13 protein-coding genes and 1 pseudogene are annotated in these 14,142 nt (G+C 63.2%); 10 read left to right on the top strand and 4 right to left on the bottom strand.

Going from position 1 to position 14,142, the window contains the following annotated elements; genetic code table 11:
- Nucleotides 1–16: 16 nt before the first annotated feature.
- A complete protein-coding gene (locus tag EOA78_RS14675; protein WP_127315753.1) occupies nucleotides 17–601 on the top strand; it encodes a HupE/UreJ family protein in 585 nt (194 codons plus the stop codon).
- Nucleotides 602–769: 168 nt separating this feature from the next.
- Here the strand turns inward: EOA78_RS14675 and EOA78_RS14670 are convergent, their stop codons facing one another.
- A complete protein-coding gene (locus EOA78_RS14670; RefSeq protein ID WP_127315752.1) occupies nucleotides 770–1,483 on the bottom strand; it encodes a GntR family transcriptional regulator in 714 nt (237 codons plus the stop codon).
- Between the two features lie 261 nt (nucleotides 1,484–1,744).
- On the opposite strand from EOA78_RS14670, the gene EOA78_RS14665 reads away from it, so the two are divergent.
- The 6 genes and pseudogenes from EOA78_RS14665 to EOA78_RS14640 all read left to right on the top strand — a co-directional run bounded on the left by EOA78_RS14665 (nucleotide 1,745) and on the right by EOA78_RS14640 (nucleotide 7,686).
- Nucleotides 1,745–2,833, top strand: coding sequence for an ABC transporter ATP-binding protein (locus EOA78_RS14665; protein ID WP_127315751.1), 1,089 nt, complete (start codon nucleotides 1,745–1,747; stop codon nucleotides 2,831–2,833).
- A 32-nt stretch (nucleotides 2,834–2,865) separates the two neighbouring features.
- Nucleotides 2,866–4,155 carry a PotD/PotF family extracellular solute-binding protein gene (locus EOA78_RS14660; protein ID WP_127315750.1) on the top strand — a complete coding sequence of 430 codons (1,290 nt, stop codon included), beginning with the start codon at nucleotides 2,866–2,868 and terminating at the stop codon, nucleotides 4,153–4,155.
- Between the two features lie 277 nt (nucleotides 4,156–4,432).
- Nucleotides 4,433–5,266 (top strand): annotated as a pseudogene (locus EOA78_RS14655) (ABC transporter permease); the annotation flags it as partial.
- Between the two features lie 4 nt (nucleotides 5,267–5,270).
- Nucleotides 5,271–6,089 (top strand): ABC transporter permease, encoded by an 819-nt coding sequence (locus EOA78_RS14650; RefSeq protein WP_127315748.1) that lies wholly within the window; start codon nucleotides 5,271–5,273, stop codon nucleotides 6,087–6,089.
- 8 nt (nucleotides 6,090–6,097) lie between these two features.
- Nucleotides 6,098–6,844, top strand: coding sequence for an aspartate/glutamate racemase family protein (locus EOA78_RS14645; protein ID WP_127315747.1), 747 nt, complete (start codon nucleotides 6,098–6,100; stop codon nucleotides 6,842–6,844).
- A 5-nt stretch (nucleotides 6,845–6,849) separates the two neighbouring features.
- Nucleotides 6,850–7,686: a GNAT family N-acetyltransferase gene (locus EOA78_RS14640; RefSeq protein ID WP_127315746.1), complete on the top strand. Its 837-nt coding sequence runs from the start codon at nucleotides 6,850–6,852 to the stop codon at nucleotides 7,684–7,686.
- A 42-nt stretch (nucleotides 7,687–7,728) separates the two neighbouring features.
- On the opposite strand, the gene EOA78_RS14635 is transcribed toward EOA78_RS14640, so the two are convergent.
- Nucleotides 7,729–8,268 (bottom strand): Lrp/AsnC family transcriptional regulator, encoded by a 540-nt coding sequence (locus tag EOA78_RS14635; protein WP_127315745.1) that lies wholly within the window; start codon nucleotides 8,266–8,268, stop codon nucleotides 7,729–7,731.
- 48 nt (nucleotides 8,269–8,316) lie between these two features.
- On the opposite strand from EOA78_RS14635, the gene EOA78_RS14630 reads away from it, so the two are divergent.
- A complete protein-coding gene (locus EOA78_RS14630; RefSeq protein ID WP_127315744.1) occupies nucleotides 8,317–9,552 on the top strand; it encodes an MFS transporter in 1,236 nt (411 codons plus the stop codon).
- A gap of 88 nt (nucleotides 9,553–9,640) precedes the next feature.
- Here the strand turns inward: EOA78_RS14630 and EOA78_RS14625 are convergent, their stop codons facing one another.
- Together EOA78_RS14625 and murQ are read right to left on the bottom strand one after the other, a co-directional pair.
- Nucleotides 9,641–10,771: an anhydro-N-acetylmuramic acid kinase gene (locus EOA78_RS14625; protein ID WP_127315743.1), complete on the bottom strand. Its 1,131-nt coding sequence runs from the start codon at nucleotides 10,769–10,771 to the stop codon at nucleotides 9,641–9,643.
- A 190-nt stretch (nucleotides 10,772–10,961) separates the two neighbouring features.
- Nucleotides 10,962–11,885 carry an N-acetylmuramic acid 6-phosphate etherase gene (gene murQ / locus EOA78_RS14620; protein WP_127315777.1) on the bottom strand — a complete coding sequence of 308 codons (924 nt, stop codon included), beginning with the start codon at nucleotides 11,883–11,885 and terminating at the stop codon, nucleotides 10,962–10,964.
- A 196-nt stretch (nucleotides 11,886–12,081) separates the two neighbouring features.
- Between murQ and EOA78_RS14615 the strand changes: the two genes are divergently transcribed.
- Nucleotides 12,082–13,161, top strand: coding sequence for a carbohydrate kinase (locus tag EOA78_RS14615; RefSeq protein WP_245477502.1), 1,080 nt, complete (start codon nucleotides 12,082–12,084; stop codon nucleotides 13,159–13,161).
- A 30-nt stretch (nucleotides 13,162–13,191) separates the two neighbouring features.
- On the top strand, nucleotides 13,192–14,121 hold the full coding sequence (locus tag EOA78_RS14610) for a pseudouridine-5'-phosphate glycosidase (RefSeq protein ID WP_127315741.1): 930 nt from the start codon (nucleotides 13,192–13,194) through the stop codon (nucleotides 14,119–14,121).
- The last annotated feature ends 21 nt before the right edge of the window (nucleotides 14,122–14,142 follow it).

Raw genomic sequence — 14,142 nt, 5'->3', positions numbered from 1 at the left:
TCGAACAGGTACAACCATGAAAACATTTGCAAGACTTGGCATCCTTTCAGCTCTCGCCGCCCTCACGCCGTCGCTGGCGTTTGCCCATAGCGGCGGCGCTCACGTCCATGGCTTTTTCGCCGGGCTTGAACATCCGCTCCTTGGCATGGACCATCTGCTGGCCATGGTCGCGGTCGGCATGATTGGCGCCCGCTCTGGTGGCCGCAGCTTTGTCCTTGTGCCGCTTTTCTTCGTCTCAGCCATGGTCGCCGGAGCCTTGCTCGGCATGGCGGGCATCAGCCTGCCTTCGCTTGAAACTGGCATCGCGCTGTCGCTGGTGGTCTTCGGCGCCATTGTCGGCCTTGCCAGGCCGCTGCCGCTGGCCGCCGCCGCGGCGTTGACGGCCCTGTTCGGCCTCTTTCACGGCAATGCCCACGGCCTCGAGATTCCCGAGAGCGCCGGCGGCATCGCCTACGCCGCTGGTTTCATGCTCGGCACGTCGATGCTGCATGCGATCGGGGCGTCATCCGTCTTCAAGCTCGCCCGTTGGCCGATGACGGTCCGCACCGCAGGGCTCGCCACCTCGCTGGTTGGATTGGCCATGGCGGCCCAGACCTTCTGAGTGAGGCGATCAACGCAGGCGGTCGGCAAACAGAACTGGAATGCAGATGAGCCGGAAATTGTCGATGAGGCTGCGGCGCATCCGCGATTTGCTGTACCAGATCCTGAAGATCCGGGCCGAGCGGCTTTGAGGGGCGCGGTTTTCGCGTCCCTCCGGTCGAAATGAGCGTCAGAATTCGAGCGCCTGCCTGAGCGCCGGACCGCTCCTGACGCGCAGATCCAGGTCGGCCTCGATATGGTCGATGTGGTGCAGCATCAGTGCGCTGGCGCGTTCGGAATTGCCATTTTCCAGCGCCTCGAGGATATTCATGTGTTCGCTATGACCGCAGCTCGACACGCCCGAGCGGCCATAGAGTGCGATCACCAGCGATGACCGCGCCACCAGTTCTTCCATGAAGCGCTGGAGGATCGCGTTTCCGGCAACCGAAGCCAGCAGCAGGTGAAAATCGCCCGAAGCTTTGATTTCCGAGCGTCTTGCATTTGGTCCGCGTTCGGCAATGAAGCGGCCCTCTTCATCGAGCTGCGCCTTGAAGGCAGCGACATGCGCCGGCGTCATCCGCCCGGCGGCGGCGATCGCTATACCGGGCTCGATCAGCCGGCGGGAAGCGAAGACCTGACGCGCTTCCTCCGGCGACGGATTGGCGACGAAAGCGCCGCGATTGCGCTCGGTCCGAACCAAGCCTTCGAAGGAGAGCATCTGCAGTGCTGCGCGCGCCACGGTGCGGCTGACATCGAACAGAGTGCCGACCTCGCCTTCCGACAGCTTGGTTCCGGGCGCCAGCCGGCGATCGACGATCGCGTCGCGCAACTGGTCGCGGATCGCCTGGGCGCGATCCTCGTTGGCACTGTCGACAGCAGGGAAAGTCTGGTCGGCTATATTCATGATGGTAGTCCCTTCACCTTTCTACCCTGAATCGGGCCGGTTGCAGAGGGCCAAAGTGAATACGATGCCAGAAAAGATTGCATACGATTTTTGCTAGAATCGCCTTCTATCGCCTATAATTTGTGCATAGCACAATCGTGCCGTTTCGGCGGGGCGGCCGGATCTAGTCCCGATTTACACAAGAAATCAGTCCTTTGAGGCCCATGCAGGGCAACTGGCATGCATGATGCATTGCTTAAGTTGATTTAGAGAGGAAGCTCGATGTCTAAAGCCGCCGAAATTGACATCGTGTCCGTTTCGAAGATCTATGGCGCTACGACTGCCGTCGAAGATATCAGCCTGAAAATTCCCGCGGGAACCTATTGCTGCCTGCTCGGGCCGTCCGGCTGCGGCAAGACGTCGACGCTGCGCATGATTGCCGGGCACGAAAGCATATCGAGTGGCGACGTGCGTCTCGGCAACACAGTGGTCACCCACCTGCCGCCGGCCAAGCGCGGCACAGCCATGATGTTCCAGTCCTACGCGCTGTTTCCGCATCTCGACCTGATCGACAATGTTGCGTTCAGCCTCAAGATGAAAGGTGTCGGCAAGGAGGAGCGCCGCGCCAAGGCGCTCGTCATGCTGAAGCTGATGCAGATGGAAGCCTATGCCGGCCGCCGCCCGGCGCAGCTTTCGGGCGGACAGCAGCAGCGGGTCGCTCTGGCCCGCGCGCTGATCACCGACCCCGAGGCGCTGCTGCTCGACGAACCGCTCTCGGCACTCGATCCGTTCCTGAAGATTCGGATGCGGGCGGAACTGAAGAAGCTGCAGACGTCGCTCGGCATCACCTTCGTCCACGTCACCCACAGCCAGGAGGAGGCGATGGCGCTCGCCGACCTCATCGTGGTTATGAATGACGGCCGCATCGAGCAGGCGGCGCATCCGCGCACCGTCTTCGAGCGACCAGCCACCGCGTTCGTCGCCCGCTTCATGGGCGATCACAACGTCGTCTCCGGCCGCGTCACCGGCAGTCGCGATGGCATGGTTGTTTTCGATGTGCCGGGTGGCGGCCCGCTTGCGGCCAGCGGGCAGGGCAGGGTGATCGGCGAGCCGATCGATATCGCCATTCGCACCGATCATGTGCGGATAGGCGACCCGCCGGCCACGGGGCTGGGCTTCACCGGCATCGTCTCCAATATCGAGTACCGCGGCTCGACCGTGAAGCTCTCGGTCAATGGCGCCGGCATCGAGGATTTTACCGTGATCGTCGACGACACCAGCTTCTTCGCCAAGCCGGTGGCCGTCGGCGACGCCGCGCCGATCGCCTGGGACACCGAGGACGCGATCGTCCTTGGCCGTCTCGATTCCTGAACCAGAACAACCAATCAAAAAGGGGAACTGACATGACCAACACCACCGACAAGAAGACAGGAATTTCCCGCCGCTCGCTGCTCAAGACAGGTGCCGCCGCCGTCGGTCTTGCCGCCGGCTCCGGCGTGATCACCGGGTTCCCGACGATCTGGGCGCAGAACCCGATCACGCTGCGCCAGTTCGGCACCGGCGTGTCCAACCTCAACGCCATCGCCGACAAGTGCAAGGCCGATCTCGGCATCACGCTGGAGATGACGGCGACCGATTCCGATGCCGCCGCCCAGCGCGCGGTGACCCAGCCGGACAGCTACGACATCGCCGACATCGAATACTGGATCGCCAAGAAGGTGTATCCGTCCGGCGTGATGCAGCCGATGGATGTCAAGAAGCTGAAATATTACGACAAGATCGTACCGCTCTTCATCACCGGCAAGCTGACGCCCGACAGCGTCATTGCCCAGGGCACCGCGCCGCATACGGTCGGCTTCGTCGAGGCGCAGGAAGCCAAGACTTTCGCCAAGCAACCGACGCAGTGGATGACGATGGTTCCGACCATCTACAATGCCGATACGCTCGGCATCCGCCCCGACCTTGTCGGCGGCGACATCACCACCTGGGCCGACATCATGGATCCCGCCTTCAAGGGCAAGGCTGCCATCCTCAACATTCCGTCGATCGGCATCATGGATGCGGCGATGATCATGGAAGCCATGGGCAACATCAAATATGCCGACAAGGGCAACATGACCAAAGAGGAGATCGACAAGACGATCGACTTCCTGATCAAGGCCAAGCAGGACGGCCAGTTCCGTGCGTTCTGGAAATCATTCGACGAGAGCGTCAACCTGATGGCATCGGGAGAAGTGGTCATCCAGTCGATGTGGTCGCCGGCCGTCGCTGCGGTCCGCTCCAAGGGCATCGCCTGCAAGTACCAGCCGCTCAAGGAAGGCTACCGCTCATGGGGCGGCGGCCTTGGCCTTGCAGCGCATCTCAAGGGCGCCGAACTCGACGCTGCCTACGAATATATCAACTGGTACCTGTCCGGCTGGGTCGGCGCCTACCTCAACCGCCAGGGCTACTACTCGGCCGCTATGGATACGGCCAAGCAGTTCATGTCCGAGGACGAATGGGGCTACTGGGTCGACGGTAGGCCGGCAAAGGGTGACATCATGGCGCCGGACGGCAAGGTCATGGAGAAGGCGGGCGCCGTGCGCGACGGCGGCTCCTTCGTCGAGCGCATGGGCAAGGTCGCTTGCTGGAACTCGGTCATGGACGAGGACCGCTACATGGTGAGGCGCTGGAACGAATTCATCGCGGCGTAGTGCAACCTCTTCCCCTTCTCCCCTTGTGGAGAAGGTGGATTGGCGCGCAGCGCCAAGACGGTTGAGGGGTGTCGGACGGATCGCCGTCGGGCCAAGCTGGAGCACCCCTCATCCGACCGAGCTTCGCTCGGCCACCTTCTCCACAAGGGGAGAAGGGAACGCAGCCTCAGTCGCGTCGCCGACCTAGACCGAGATGTTGATGACCCTAGCGCTCGAACAATCCACTCACGTTAAGTCCGCAGAGCCGGCCAGACGCCGCCTGTCTCTTGCTCGCTTCGTCCCCTATCTCCAGGCGACACCGCTGGCGCTGATCCTCGGCGCATTCCTTTTGCTGCCGATCCTGATGATCGCGGTGGTCTCTTTCTGGGACTACGACTTCGCGGCGATGTACCCGGATTTGCTGACCACCAACTATTCCGACACGCTCGGCTCCTGGGTCACCTGGAAAACCTATCTGAACACGCTGAAATACGCCGCCATCGTCTGGGCGCTGACGCTGCTTATCGGCTTCTGGGTCGCCTATTTCCTCGCCTTCCATATCAGGACCACCGCCATGCAGATGGTGCTGTTCCTTGTCTGCACCGTGCCGTTCCTGACCTCCAACATCATCCGGATGATCTCGTGGATTCCGGTGCTTGGCCGCAATGGCCTGGTCAACTCGACGCTGGTGCAGATCGGACTGATCCCGAAGCCGATCGAGTGGCTGCTCTATTCGGAATTCGCCGTGGTGCTGGCCATGGTGCACCTCTACACGCTGTTCATGGTGACGCCGATCTTCAACACGCTGATGCGCATCGACAAGGCGCTGATCGAGGCCGCGCGTGACGCCGGCGCTTCCGGCTGGCAGGTCCTGTGGAACGTCATCATTCCGCTTGCCAAGCCCGGCATGGCGATCGGCACCATCTTCGTCGTCACGCTGGTGATGGCCGACTTTTCGACGGTGCAGGTGATGTCCGGCGGGCAGAGCGCCTCCGTCGCGCTGATGATGAAGAACCAGATGTCGCTGCTGCAATATCCGGCAGCGGCCGCCAATGCGGTCGTGCTCCTGGTGCTGGTGCTCTTGATGGTCGCCGGCATCCTGCGCATCGTCGACATCCGCAAGGAGCTGTGAGGCGATGAGCCGGGATAAGCGCACCCTCGAATTCTACGTGCTGGCGGCCTTCTTCGTCCTTTTCGTGCTGTTTCTCTACGGCCCGCTTTCGGCGATCCTGATCCTGTCCTTCCAGGGCGAGAATGGCGGGCTGACCTTTCCGCTGAACGGCGTGTCGCTGCACTGGTTCGCCAACCTGTTCGAGCGGCAGGCGGTCGGCGATTTCGGCGGCAGTTTCAAACGTTCCTTCGTTCTTAGCGTGATGGTGATGATCGTGACCGTCGGCGTGTCGCTGCTTGCCGGTCTTGCCTTCCGCCAGAAATTTCGCGGCGCCACCGCATTGTTCTATCTGGCGGTCGCCAGCCTGGTCGTGCCGTCGATCATCATCTCGCTCGGCATTGGCGTCGTCTTCCAGCAGGTCGGCTTCCGCCCCGCCTGGTACACGTCTGCCTTCGGCGCGCATCTGACATGGACCTTGCCCTTCGGCGTGCTGATCATGTTCGCCGTCTTCAACCGGTTCTCGCCGGCCTATGAGGAAGCCGCGCGTGATCTCGGAGCGTCGTCCTGGCAGACCTTCGCGCATGTCGTTCTGCCGATGATCGCGCCTAGCCTGATCGGCGTCGGCCTGTTCGGTTTCACCCTGTCCTATGACGAGTTCGCCCGCACGCTGATGACCTCGGGCACGTTCAACACGTTGCCGCTCGAAATCTACGGCATGACGACGAATGTGACGACGCCGGTGCTCTATGCGCTGGGTACCGTGACCACCGTCTTTTCCTTCCTGGTGATCCTGCTGACGCTCGGCGCAATCGTCTATGTCGGTCGCCGCCGGGCGCGTGCATGAGATCCTCGATGCAAATCCTCGTTGCCAATCCGAACACCACCGCCAGCATGACCGAAACCATTGCAGCGGCGGCGCGGTTGGTTGCCGGCGCCGGTACGGACATCGTCGCCGTCACCTCGACGATGGGTCCGGTTTCGATCGAAGGCTATTATGACGAGGCGCTCGCCGTGCCGGGCCTGCTGGTCGAGATCGCCGCGGGCGAACGGTCGGGCGCGCAGGCCGCGGTCATCGCCTGTTTTGACGATACGGGCTTGGATGCTGCGCGCGCTATGGCCAACATTCCGGTCGTCGGCATTTGCGAGACAGCGCTCAGCACGGCCTCGTTCATCGCGCAGCGCTTCACCGTCGTCACCACGACCGAGCGCTCGCGGGTGCCGGTCGAAGGGCTGGTGCAGCGCTATGGCATGGCCGGGCGGGCGCGCGTGCGCGCCGCCGATATCCCGGTTCTTGCCCTCGAAGACCCGGCATCGGACGCGATCCTGAAACTGCGCGGCGAGATCGCGCGCGCGCTCGAGGAGGATCGCGCCGAGGCCATCGTGCTCGGCTGTGCCGGCATGGCCGACCTCGCCGCCGAGCTGCAGCGGGAATTCGGCGTTCCGGTCATCGACGGCGTCGGCGCCGCGGTCAAGCAGGCCGAGGCACTCATCGCGCTTGGCCTGTCAACGTCCAAGCGCGGCGCCTATGCAAACCCGCTGGCAAAGCCTTATCGTGGCGCATTGAAATCCTTCGCCCCCGGTATAGTTGCCGCCGAGTGATCGCAATGCGCCGAACGATCAGAACGCTCGCACTTGAAGACGTGGAAATCCTTGTCGACTGGGCGGCAGCGGAGGGCTGGAATCCCGGCCTTGTCGATGCCGTGGCGTTCCAGGCGGCGGATCCAGAGGGCTTCATCGGCGCCTTTGTCGATGGCGAGATGGTGGCCGGTATTTCGGCCGTCGCCTATGGCGACGATTTCGGCTTCATCGGCCTCTACATCTGTCGGCCGGACAGGCGCGGTGAGGGCCATGGCAAGGCGGTCTGGGATGCCGGCATGGCGCGGCTCGGCGACCGCACGATCGGCCTCGATGGTGTCGTCGAACAGCAGGCCAACTACCGCAGCATGGGTTTTGCGCCGGTCTACCGGACGATCCGGTTCGTCGGGTCGCCGAACGGTCCGGCAGAAGTCGACAGCGGCGTTTGCGTCATAGGCCCGGAACTCATCGCGGATGTCCTGGACTATGACCGCCGATTCTTTCCGGCTTCGAGGCGATCCTTCCTGGACCACTGGCTGCGCCCGCCTCACATGGCGCTTGCGATCGTTAGGGATGGCACGATCGAGGGATATGGCGTCGCGCGCCGATGCCGGGACGGTTGCAAGATCGGTCCGCTCTTTTCCAACAGCCTGGACGCGGCAACTCGACTTTTCGCGGCGTTCGCCAACGCCTCGGGACCCGGAAATGTCCATCTCGACGTTCCCGAGACCAGCGGGCAATTTGCAGATTTGCTGTCGTCCGCCGGCCTTCAACCGGGCTTCGAAACGGCTCGAATGTACAAGGGAAAAGCGCCGCAGCTCATGCAGTCCGGCGTCTTTGCGATAACGACCTTGGAGCTTGGTTGAGACGTCCGACTAGCGCACACCGTCCCGACTCGCGCGCTCCGGCTAATACAGCGGCTTGGCCATGTGCCGGGGCGTCGGCCAGTCGGTCGTGATCCCGGGCTGCACCGGCCGCTCCAGATAAGTCGACAGAACCACGTAGCTTCGCGTCGAGGTGACGCCAGGCGTTTCGTAAAGACGCGACAGCAGACCTTCGAGTGCCCGTGTGTCCTCGGTGCGGACCTTGATCAGCATGCATGTGTCGCCGGCCACCGAATGAATCTCCTCGACTTCGGGGTGTTCGGAAATCGCCATCAGTTCAGGGGTCTTTCCCCACCCCTTGGTGTCGATGTGCACAAAAGCGAGCAGCGGCTTGCGCACCGCCTTGGGATCGATGATTGCCGCGGTGTTGCGGATGGCGCCGCTGCGCCGAAGCCGCTTCACCCGTTCATGGGCTGCCGGTGGTGACAGGCCGACGCGGTCGCCGAGCTCGGCATAGCTGATCGTGGCGTGGTCGACCAGAACGCCTAATATTTTTCGGTCGGTTGCGTCGACATCGCGGGCGGCAGGCCTGTTCTGCGGAATGCCATCTGTTTCTTCGTCCATATCGAAATTCCTTATTGATGCAGAATTTAATACGGCCATTATCGACGTATGTCGAACAGTGATCAAGTCGCAACTTTGATGGCAAGGCCGCCTATCCCGGCGCTCGCCTATCTCCTCACCGGATGCATCGCGGTGATCGGCTCCAACTCGCTGGTTCTCGGTCCGATAGCACCGGCAGTGGCCGCGTCGTTTGCGACGAGCGTGCCGGCCGTCATGATCGCGTCCGCCGCGTTCGGCCTCGGGACATCCGCAAGCGCCCTGTTCCTGGCGCGCTATATCGACCGGCTTGGCGCCCGCCGCATGCTGCAAGGGGCGTTGCTGCTGCTGGCGATAGCGCTTCTCGCCAGCGCCGCCGCGCCGACGGTAACGACGCTGGTTGCAGCCCAGCTTCTCGCCGGCTTAGCTGCCGGCGTCGCCATGCCGGCAATCTATGCCAGCGCCGCCGTGATCGCGCCGCCTGGTCGCGAAAGCGGGACCATCGGCGTCGTGCTGACCGGCTGGACCCTGAGCATGGTCGCTGGTGTCGCGTTGTCGGCAGTAATTGCCGACCTCGTGCATTGGCGCGCCGTTTTTGCGGCGGTCGCGGTGCTTGCCGCGCTCGCATTGACCGGTCTTACGCTGACGTCGTTGAGCGACGTCAGGAAAAGCGGCCCGGCGCCGACGCCGCTCGGCGCTTTGGCCGTTCCCGGCATAGCGCCGCTCCTGATCGCCTGCGGCGCCTTCATGACCGCCTTCTACGGTGTATACGGCTATCTCGGCGATCACCTTCACAATGGCTTGGGACGGCCGGTCAGTGCCAACGGCTTGGCCGCGCTCGCCTATGGCGCCGGCTTCGGCATGGCGGCACTTCTCGACGGCGTGATCGATCGCCTGGGAGCGCGACGCGTCATGCCGTTCGCCTATCTTCTCGTCGCGGTCGTCTATGTCGCGCTTGCCGCGGCAAGCGGCAGCTTCGGCCTGACCATCGCGATGGTGGCGGCCTGGGGTCTTGCCAATCATTTTGGACTGAACGTCCTGGTGATGCGCCTCTCGGCGCTCGATCCGGCGCGGCGCGGCACGATCATGGGTCTGAACAGCGCGGTGACCTATCTCGCGGTGTTTGTCGGCACCACGGCCTTCGGACCGCTTTATTCCAGCTTTGGTTTTGCGGCATCGGCCGTGGTCGCAGCGTTGCTCATGCTGGTCGCGGCCTCAGCGGCGGTGTGGCGTTCGCCGCGGTCCGTGCAGTCGCGGAGCCACGCGGCTGATCGAGACGTTCAATCCCCAGGCGGTCAAGGTCTATGAGCGTCGGGGGTTATCGGTCTTTCGGCGTGCTTCCCGATCTTCCCGTCGGCCGCAGCCGCGTCTTCCTGCAGAAGAATTGTCGGCTTGATTAGCCGGCGAGGCGTCCGCCGCGCATCGGCTGTGGCACACCGGTGGTGGTCGGGAAGCTGATCGGCAGGCCCCTGAGCACGCGAACCGCAAGGAAGGCAAAGCATTCCGCCTCCACCGCGTCACCCTTCCAGCCGAGCGCCTCCGCCGGCACGGCTTCGACACCGGCACGGCTGGCGAGCATGGCCATGATCGTCGGGTTGTGGCGGCCGCCACCGCTGACCACCAGCCGCTTCGGCCGGTGCGGCAAGAGGTCGAGCGCTTTGCCGACGGCGGCGGCGGTGAAGGCCGTCAGCAGTGCAGCGCCATCCTCAGCGTTCATCCCGTCCGCCATGGCTGCGCCGAAATCGAACCGGTCCAGCGACTTTGGATAGGGCTTGGCCAGATAGGGATGCTGCAAGAGCTTGGCCAGCCGGGCTTCGTCGACAGTGCCGGCGCGGGCCAGCGCGCCGTCGCGGTCCATTTCGCCGAGCCCTTTGGACTTGATGAAATCGTTCAACGGCGCATTGGCCGGTCCGGTGTCGAAGGCAACGACATTGTCCTTGCCATCCCACCACGTGACGTTGGCGACGCCGCCGAGATTGAGAACGGCCGTGTCGCCGCTGGCGTCGGCATCGCGTAGCAGCGCGGCGTGATAGCCCGCGGACAGCGGCGCCCCTTGCCCGCCGGCGCCTATGTCGGCCGAGCGGAAGTCGTAGGCAATTTTGGTATCCAGGATGGCATGCATCAACTCGCCATCGCCGAGCTGGCGGGTCTGGCCGAGCCGGCCGACTTGCGGCGCACGATGCAGCACGGTCTGGCCATGGAAGCCGACGACCCCGATATCGGCCATCGTCAGCCCGTAACCTTCGACAAGGTCCTTGACGGCTGCTGACTGGGCGCGCGTCAGCGCCTCTTCGGCCTCTCGAAAAATCGCCGGCTCCGGTCCGGTGAAATTCCATGCCCTAGCCCGATCCAGCGTCTCTTCCAGCAGGGTCCGGATCGACTGAGGGTAGGGCGCCAGCGTGTAGGTGCCGAAATCCGCGATCCGCTCGCCATCGGTCTTGATCAGCGCGACGTCGATATTGCCGTCGAGGACGGTGCCGGTCATCAGGCCGACGGCCCAGATTGGCTGGCCACTTTTCGCTATCATGTTTGTTAGGCTCCATTGGCGAGCGCCGACCGATTGGCGAAGCGATTCCGCTGTTGAATGATGTGTCGGATGGATCCGTTTGGCGAGCAAGGTCCATGCATTGCCTTTGTCGAGGTCGATCCACAGCCGATGCCGGTAAAGCGGTATGCCCGACCGTCCCGGCACAGCCGGCCGCCGCCAGCCCTCATCCTCATACGGGCTTTTCGCCTATCGCCTTTCGCAGGAATCCTCCCGCATTGTCGAGCGCCTTACGCGCCTCTTCGACGCTCATGCCGGTGATTGTCACCAGGATCGCCAGCTTCACGTCTTTGCCGGTCTGGTCGAGCGCCCGTCGTGCCTGCTGCGCTGTGCAGCCGGTGGTCTGCATCACGATCCCAACCGCCCTGGCGACGAGTTTCTTGTTGCGGGGATGAAGGTCGACCATCAGGTTCTGATAGCTCTTGCCGATCCGGATCATGCTGGCTGTTGTCAGCATGTTGAGAACCAGCTTCTGCGCGGTTCCCGACTTCAGCCGGGTCGAGCCGGCGAGAACTTCGGGGCCGACAAGCGGAGAGATGGCAATGTCGGCAATGCCGGCAATGGTCGATCTGGGATTACAAGAGAGCGCCACTGTCGTCGCTCCCACCTGCTTTGCGTAGGTCAAACCGCCGATCACATAGGGCGTGCGGCCGCTGACCGCGATGCCGACCACCACATCGTCGGCGGTCAACTTGATGTCCTGCAATGCATTCATGCCTTGTTGCGGATCATCCTCGGCGCCTTCCGCAGCCTGCATCAACGCTTTGGGGCCGCCCGCGATCAGGCCGAGCACCATGTCCTCGGGCACACCGAATGTCGGTGGACACTCCGAGGCGTCGAGAACTCCCAACCGGCCGCTCGTGCCGGCGCCGATGTAGACAAGCCGCGCGCCTTTTTGAAACGCACTAACGATCCGGTCTACCGCGGCAGCGATTTCCGGAATGACTTTCTCGACAGCGGCCGGAACGCCGCTGTCCTCGTCATTGATCTTGCGCAGGATCTCGATGGTCGGCAGCAGGTCGATATCCATCGTCTTCGGGTTTCGGTCCTCGGAAACCAACCGCTCCAACTCCGACATCAACGCCTGTTCGCTCATCCGCTTGCTTTCAAAGTTCTTGCCGTCGGCAATAAGTAATGTGATGCGGCGCCAAGCGTCGACCAGTACCAGCATTTGACGGACCTTCACTCGCTCCAAACAAATGTTGACAAGATCGTCTGTTGTTGATCAATGCTCGCCATAAATTGGACGGCCGGGTGAGACGATGGACAATCTTGGATCACAGGAACAAGCAGTGCTGGACCTCATCGCGGCGAACCCTTTCGCCGGCCAGCAGGACATTGCGAGCGTGCTCGGCATTGCCCGCTCGACCGTAGCGGCCCACATCGTGCAGCTCGTCAACAAGGGCTACATTCTCGGCCGCGGCTATGTCTTGCCGGCCTCGAAACGCATGATCTGCATCGGCGGCGCGGTTCTGGACCGTAAGTACCACGCCAAGAAGGATCTGATCTTCGAGACGTCGAACCCGGTCGACGGTTATCGCAGCTTCGGCGGCGTCGCCCGCAACGTCGCCGAGAACCTTGTCCGCCTCGGCGTCGACGTAAGCTTCGTCTCGATTGTCGGCGATGATGAAACCGGCCGCTCGCTGGTGCGGCATCTGCGCGATCTCGGCGCTGACGTCAGCCAGGTCATCACCACCACGGAGCGGCCGACGGCGGAATATGCGGCCATCCTCGATCTCAACAACGATCTCGTCCTCGGCATCGCTGACATGGAGATTTTCGATCTGTTTTCGCCGTCCTATCTCGACCGTTTCTGGCCGCATCTTGCTTCGGCGACATGGGTGTTCATCGACTGCAACCTGCCGGCCGCAACGATCGCCGCGCTGATGTCGCGCAAGCAGGGCGCGCGCTTCAAGCTCGCCGTCGACACGGTGTCGTCGCCGAAATCGGCGCGCCTTCCGAAGGACCTGACCGGCATCGACCTCTTGTTCACCAACCACGACGAGGCCAACATGATGCTTGGCATCACCGATGCCGACAAGCGGCTGAAGCCGAACGAGGCAGCGAGGGCGCTGCGCGCGGCCGGCGCCAGCGAGGTGATCGTGACCATGGGTGCGCATGGATTTGCGGTGGCGACCGAAAGCGGCGTGGCGACGATGCGTTCCGTCCCGGCCCGCGCCGTCGACATCACCGGCGCCGGCGACGCCATGATTGCCGGCACGATGTACAAGGTGCTTTCGGGCGATCCCGTGCCTCACGCGGCGCGCACTGGCGCACTGCTCGCCACGCTGACCACCGAGAGCGAATCCAGCGTTCATCCAGATCTGTCGCCGCGCTTCCTCACTGCCGGCATGTACCGCATTCCCGCCTGAAAGCGAGACGACCCTGAAAGCGAGACGACGATGAAACCTTCACTTCTCCACCTGAACAGCGAAGTCGCGGCAGCACTTCAAGAAGACCGCGCAGTGGTGGCACTGGAATCGACGATCATCACCCACGGCATGCCCTATCCGGCCAATCTGGAGACCGCGCGCGGCGTCGAAACCGTGGTGCGCGAGAACGGTGCGGTGCCCGCCACGATCGCGGTGGTCGCCGGCAAGATCAAGGTCGGGCTTGACGATCGTGAGTTGGAGCAGCTGGCAGCGGCAAAAGACGTGGTCAAGGCATCCGGGCGCGACCTCGCCGCCATCATGGTGGGCGGCGGCTCGGCCGGAACCACGGTCTCGGCGACGATGCGGATCGCTGCACTCGCCGGCATCGGCATTTTCGCGACCGGCGGCGTCGGCGGCGTGCATCGTGGCGCCGAGGCCACTTTTGATATCTCGGCCGACCTGACCGAACTCGGCCAGACCGGCACGACCGTCGTCTGCGCCGGCGTAAAATCGATCCTCGATATTGCAAAGACGCTGGAATATCTGGAGACCCAGCGCGTGCCGGTGATCGCCTATCAGAGCGACGATTTTCCGGCCTTCTATACGCGCTCCAGCGGACTGAAAGCCGATCACCGCCTCGATACGCCCGAGGACATAGCGCAGGCCATGCTGGTGCACGAGCAGATCGGCTCGGGCACCGGCATCCTTGTCGCCAATCCAATTCCGGAAGTGGATGCGCTCGATCCGGCCTTCATCGACGGCACGATCACGGCAGCGGTGGCGGAAGCCGAAGGACGCGGCATCGGCCGCAAGGAGCTGACGCCGTTCCTGCTCGCCCGCATCAATGAGCTTTCGCAGGGTCGCAGCCTGAAGGCCAATATCGCGCTGGTCCGCAGCAACGCCGCGCTTGCCGCCCGTATTGCGGTGGCGCATGCGCGGTTGAGGCAAGTGGGCAGATAGACTCAGCGCCCGGCCGGCGCT

Origin of the sequence: Mesorhizobium sp. M5C.F.Cr.IN.023.01.1.1 (assembly GCF_003997585.1) — a bacterium.
Classification (GTDB): Bacteria; Pseudomonadota; Alphaproteobacteria; order Rhizobiales; family Rhizobiaceae; genus Mesorhizobium; species Mesorhizobium wenxiniae.
The sequence above is the reverse complement of the archived record's forward strand: the minus strand, read 5'-3'. Positions and strand labels throughout refer to the sequence as shown.

Coding starts and splice junctions, on each gene's coding strand:
- EOA78_RS14675 (WP_127315753.1), top strand. CDS start 17: ATGAAAACATTTGCAAGACTTGGCATCCTTTCAGCTCTCGCCGCCCTC.
- EOA78_RS14670 (WP_127315752.1), bottom strand. CDS start 1,483: ATGAATATAGCCGACCAGACTTTCCCTGCTGTCGACAGTGCCAACGAG.
- EOA78_RS14665 (WP_127315751.1), top strand. CDS start 1,745: ATGTCTAAAGCCGCCGAAATTGACATCGTGTCCGTTTCGAAGATCTAT.
- EOA78_RS14660 (WP_127315750.1), top strand. CDS start 2,866: ATGACCAACACCACCGACAAGAAGACAGGAATTTCCCGCCGCTCGCTG.
- EOA78_RS14650 (WP_127315748.1), top strand. CDS start 5,271: ATGAGCCGGGATAAGCGCACCCTCGAATTCTACGTGCTGGCGGCCTTC.
- EOA78_RS14645 (WP_127315747.1), top strand. CDS start 6,098: ATGCAAATCCTCGTTGCCAATCCGAACACCACCGCCAGCATGACCGAA.
- EOA78_RS14640 (WP_127315746.1), top strand. CDS start 6,850: ATGCGCCGAACGATCAGAACGCTCGCACTTGAAGACGTGGAAATCCTT.
- EOA78_RS14635 (WP_127315745.1), bottom strand. CDS start 8,268: ATGGACGAAGAAACAGATGGCATTCCGCAGAACAGGCCTGCCGCCCGC.
- EOA78_RS14630 (WP_127315744.1), top strand. CDS start 8,317: ATGTCGAACAGTGATCAAGTCGCAACTTTGATGGCAAGGCCGCCTATC.
- EOA78_RS14625 (WP_127315743.1), bottom strand. CDS start 10,771: ATGATAGCGAAAAGTGGCCAGCCAATCTGGGCCGTCGGCCTGATGACC.
- murQ (WP_127315777.1), bottom strand. CDS start 11,885: ATGAGCGAACAGGCGTTGATGTCGGAGTTGGAGCGGTTGGTTTCCGAG.
- EOA78_RS14610 (WP_127315741.1), top strand. CDS start 13,192: ATGAAACCTTCACTTCTCCACCTGAACAGCGAAGTCGCGGCAGCACTT.